The sequence below is a fragment of the Yoonia sp. genome (genome assembly GCF_042093035.1).
Lineage (GTDB): Bacteria > Pseudomonadota > Alphaproteobacteria > Rhodobacterales > Rhodobacteraceae > Yoonia.
Genome location: NZ_JBELFI010000153.1, coordinates 1 through 4,587, shown reverse-complemented (window position 1 = coordinate 4,587; position 4,587 = coordinate 1). Strand labels below are relative to the sequence as shown.

5 protein-coding genes and 1 pseudogene are annotated in these 4,587 nt (G+C 57.0%); 5 read left to right on the top strand and 1 reads right to left on the bottom strand.

Annotation, left to right across the window (positions count from 1 at the left end; translation table 11 throughout):
* Window positions 1-353 (bottom strand): annotated as a pseudogene (locus tag ACFDSS_RS13600) (sugar ABC transporter substrate-binding protein); the annotation flags it as partial.
* A gap of 232 nt (window positions 354-585) precedes the next feature.
* Between ACFDSS_RS13600 and ACFDSS_RS13595 the strand changes: the two are divergent.
* The 5 genes from ACFDSS_RS13595 to ACFDSS_RS13575 all read left to right on the top strand — a co-directional run.
* The gene (locus tag ACFDSS_RS13595) at window positions 586-1,632 is read left to right on the top strand and encodes an ABC transporter ATP-binding protein (protein ID WP_375256266.1); all 1,047 of its coding nucleotides are present in this window, start codon (window positions 586-588) and stop codon (window positions 1,630-1,632) included.
* Window positions 1,633-1,635: 3 nt separating this feature from the next.
* Window positions 1,636-2,391 carry a GMC oxidoreductase gene (locus ACFDSS_RS13590; RefSeq protein ID WP_375256265.1) on the top strand — a complete coding sequence of 252 codons (756 nt, stop codon included), beginning with the start codon at window positions 1,636-1,638 and terminating at the stop codon, window positions 2,389-2,391.
* On the top strand, window positions 2,388-2,879 hold the full coding sequence (locus ACFDSS_RS13585; RefSeq protein ID WP_375256264.1) for an ester cyclase: 492 nt from the start codon (window positions 2,388-2,390) through the stop codon (window positions 2,877-2,879). Before ACFDSS_RS13590 ends, ACFDSS_RS13585 begins: the two co-directional genes overlap by 4 nt.
* A gap of 3 nt (window positions 2,880-2,882) precedes the next feature.
* Window positions 2,883-4,193 (top strand): histidinol dehydrogenase, encoded by a 1,311-nt coding sequence (hisD, locus tag ACFDSS_RS13580; RefSeq protein ID WP_375256263.1) that lies wholly within the window; start codon window positions 2,883-2,885, stop codon window positions 4,191-4,193.
* Between the two features lie 63 nt (window positions 4,194-4,256).
* Window positions 4,257-4,587: SDR family NAD(P)-dependent oxidoreductase (locus tag ACFDSS_RS13575; RefSeq protein ID WP_375256262.1), on the top strand; the 331-nt coding region annotated here is incomplete at its 3' end.

Here is a 4,587-nt window from a genome sequence, read left to right as displayed (position 1 = left end):
GTGATGAGCTGCGAAGGTGAAATATCCTGGCCGTAAGCCGCGACAAGATCATCCAAAGGCCGTATTACGTCCTCATTGATAAGTGCGACGATGGAAGAATTCGCAACAATCGCCGTGGTATACTCAGCCGGGTTGCCGGACATGCCAGCTACATTCAGCGACTGGTGGTCCGCTGTCAGATTGGATGAGAAATCAACACCCTCACATGCGCCCGCGGCAGCGGCAACAGTTTGAATGGCGGGGAATTCATTGCCGATAATGCTGACGCGACCATCGACTTCACAAGCCGATGCACCTGTTGCGGTCAATGCGGCGACCGCCGTGCCCAGCATGGCGTTTTTCCAGATTTTCATTTTGTAAGAACCTCCCAGTTGTTCTCTTGCGCCGGAGTTGCCCGGACGTGGATCTTGGCCAATCGCGAATCGGATTAGCTTTGCATACGTTTGCAAGTTAACCTTCAATGGTCCGCACCACGCAAGCATTTTGCGGTGCAAAAGCGAAGATTTTTACGCTGCGACGATTTGGCCTTGCCAGAAATCGGGAATCGCGCGAGTGTTTTTGCAAACGTATGCAAGGGAGGGCGCCATGGCCGAAATTCAGCTACGCAATGTGTCCAAGCGCTGGGGCTCGTTCGTTGGTGTCCAAAGTTTCGACCTGACGATTGCCGATCAGGAGTTTCTGGTGCTGCTTGGCCCGTCGGGTTGCGGCAAGACGACCACGATGCGAATGATTGCCGGGCTGGAGGACGTGACCGACGGCGATATTCTGGTCGACGGCAAACGTATCAATGACCTTGACCCAAAAGACCGCGATGTAGCGATGGTTTTCCAAAGCTATGCGCTTTACCCTAACCTGAACGTCTACGACAATATCCGATTCCCACTGAAAGTCCGTGGTGTCCCGCAGGCCGAACATGAGGAGCGCGTCATGCGAGCCTCTGCCATGGTCGAGTTGGACGATTTCCTGCATCGCAAGCCCGCAGAGCTATCGGGTGGTCAACGCCAGCGCGTTGCGTTGGCACGTGCGATTGTGCGTGAACCGAATGTCTTTCTCATGGACGAGCCGCTTTCAAACCTTGATGCAAAGCTGCGCGTCTCGACCCGTGCGCAGATCAAGAACCTCAGCCATGAATTGAAAGTCACAACGATCTACGTGACCCATGACCAGATAGAGGCAATGACCCTCGCTGACCGCGTTGTCGTGATGAGCAACGGGATCGTTCAACAAGTCGGCACCCCGACCGAGATCTACGACAACCCTGCAAATACCTTTGTTGCAGGGTTTATCGGTTCGCCTGCGATGAACCTTGTGAATGGCGAAATTTCGGACGGCGTCTTTCGTACCCAAAATATGAAGGTTTCCGGCCTGCCAAACCAGCACAGCGGTCCGATTACGCTTGGTTTCCGTGCCGAAGATGCAAGTGTCGCCGCCGGTGACGCCGATATCGGATCAAGCGTTTACTCGCTGGAACTTCTGGGAGAGGCGACAATGGTCACAATGAAGGTTGGGCGCACGATCGTGTCGGTGAAGTCCGGCAAGGAATACCGGGTAGAGATCGGGGACGCGGTGCAGGCAACTGTCCCTGCCGATATTTGCCACCTCTTCGATATTCAAACCGGAGAGCGCCTGTAGACCATGGGCGCAATCTCCGCATATGACTTCGTTGTCATCGGCGCAGGCTCGGCTGGCTGTGCGGTGGCGGCAGGATTGGCCGACGCCAATGCAGGCTCCGTTGCCGTCACAGAGGCGGGGCCGACGGATGTTCGTCCATTCGTCAAAGTGCCATTTGCTTTGATCTGGCTGATGCGATCCAGGCGCGACTGGCAATTCAAACCGGCCCCACAGAATACGCTGAACGGGCGGCAAATCAATGTCCCGCGTGGCAAAACGGCGCAAGAGGTACATTTTCAGGATGGCACTTGCCTGTTCGCAAAGCGCCGGATCGTCCTTTCGGCGGGGGCGATAGGCGCCCCCGCAATTCTGCTGCAATCAGGGATCGGTCCTTTGGATGATTTGCACATTGATTTCAACCTTTTGTCCGATCCGGCGGATATGGATTTGATGGTCGCAGGGGTCCGGCGACTGCGAAAGCTGCTGAAAGAGGCTGATATTCCAGGGGTTGAAGGCCACCCCGGCGCGGAATCTGACAGTGACGCGGCCTTGCGCGGCTACATCAAATCACACTGCGGAACGGCATATCAACGCGCAGGCACGTTGCGGATGGGTGAAGGCGATGCGCCGGTGACACCCCGACCGGCCCTGCGCGGGTTCGAAAATCTCTGGGTTGCGGGCGCCTCGGTGATGCCCGCGATCACCTCAGCAAATACCAACGCGCCCTCCATGATGGTCGGTCATCGGGCGGGCAAAATGATCGCAAAGGACGCCGCATGACACGCGATGCACAATCACAAGCCTCTCTGGACGCTGTCAAAGCGATGGAGCAGGGCTTGGCGAACAATGAAATGGATATGTTGAAGTATTTCACTGAAAACTTCACATGGCGCGGGAATCAGGGATGCGGCACCAAGGTTGGCGTCGCGGCATTCCAACGCAACTGGCAATGGCCGTTGCGGGCGGCTTTCTCCGACCGGGATTACAAGACCGATCAGTTCCTGGCGGATGGCGCATGGGCGGCTTGTTTTGGCCATATCGAAGGGACGCACTCCGGCACATTCATGGGCATCCCGGCCACCGGCAAGCGGGTCAAAATCCCCTATATGGATTTTTGGCGCATTGAGGACGGCCGGATCGCGGATAACCCCGTCTCGGTCGATTTTGCTTCTGTGATGATGCAGTTGGGCATTGACGTCTTTGGCGGGCATGGCTGGGAGAAATACGACAACGGCGAACAGAAACCACCGAAACCGGAAGGGTATTGAGACATGACCATCAGCTATCTGAAATCCGGCAAACCCGAAGCGGAACGCGCAGAAGATGACGCAAAAGTGCGCGGCATTGTGGAAACAACGCTCACCGATATTGCCGCACGTGGCGATGACGCCGTGCGTGATCTGTCTGCAAAGTTTGACAAATATTCACCGCCCAGTTTCCGGCTGTCCCAATCGGAAATTGAAGCTGCGATGTCCAAAGTGTCTGCGCACGATATGGACGATATCAAATTCGCCCAAGACCAGATCCGCAATTTCGCCCAAGCCCAGCGCGCGTCGATGACTGATATCGAAGTTGAGACTATTCCCGGCGTCATCTTGGGGCACAAAAATATCCCCGTGCAATCGGTCGGGTGCTACGTGCCGGGCGGCAAGTTTCCGATGGTAGCCTCTGCGCATATGTCTGTCCTGACGGCCTCCGTTGCCGGGGTGCCGCGCATCGTAGCCGCGGCCCCGCCACAAAATGGAGCGCCACATCCTGCGATTGTGGCCGCGATGCAAATGGGCGGGGCAGATGAAATCTACGTGTTGGGCGGGATGCAGGCCGTTGGCGCAATGGCGATTGGCACCCAGACGATTGATCCGGTCCATATGATTGTCGGGCCGGGCAACGCCTTTGTGGCCGAAGCAAAGCGTCAACTCTTCGGGCGGGTGGGGATCGACCTTTTTGCGGGCCCGACCGAGACCATGGTGATCGCAGATGACGCCGTGGACGCAGAGCTATGTGCGACTGATCTGCTCGGGCAAGCTGAACATGGCTACAACTCGCCCGCGGTCCTGCTCACAAACTCAGCGAAACTCGCCCGCGAAACCCTGTCTGAGATCGACAGGATCCTGAATATTCTGCCAACAGCAGAAACGGCGCGCACATCATGGACCGATTACGGAGAGGTGATCCTCTGCGACACATATGATGAAATGCTGGCCGTCGCAGATGAAATCGCATCCGAGCATGTGCAGGTGATGACCGACCGCGACGATTGGTTCCTTGAGAACATGACTTGCTATGGCGCGCTTTTTTTGGGGCCCCGCACGAATGTGGCCAATGGTGACAAGGTCATCGGCACGAACCACACGCTGCCTACCAAGAAAGCAGGGCGCTATACCGGTGGCCTCTGGGTTGGCAAATTCCTCAAAACCCACAGCTACCAAAAAATCCTGACAGATGAGGCGGCAACGCTGGTCGGCGAATACGGCTCCCGGCTTTGTATGCTCGAGGGTTTTGTGGGACATGCCGAACAGTGCAATATTCGTGTCCGCCGTTATGGTGGCAAGAACATCGCCTATGGAACCGCTGCCGAATAGCATTTCTCATTCCGCCAAAAACTTCCGCCGGAGGCTCCGGCGCGCACTATCAAGGACCAATCCATGACACTGCCAACCACCCCGACATTCCGCCTTGATGGCAAGCGTGCGCTTGTTGCGGGCGGCTCATCGGGGATCGGTTTGGCCTGTGCGGTGGCGCTCGCGGAAGCCGGGGCCGTAGCGACGGTCGCGGCGCGCAATACGGGTAAAGTGCAGGCAATTGTCGACGAAATGACTGCGGCAGGCCTGGCCGCAGAACCCTTGGCTCTCGACGTCGCTGATGTGCCCGCGATGGAGGACAGGGTCGCTGACGCGGGTCCGTTCGACATCTTGGTAAATTCGGCAGGTCTGGCACGTCATACGCCTGCGCTGGACACATCAACGCATGATTTCG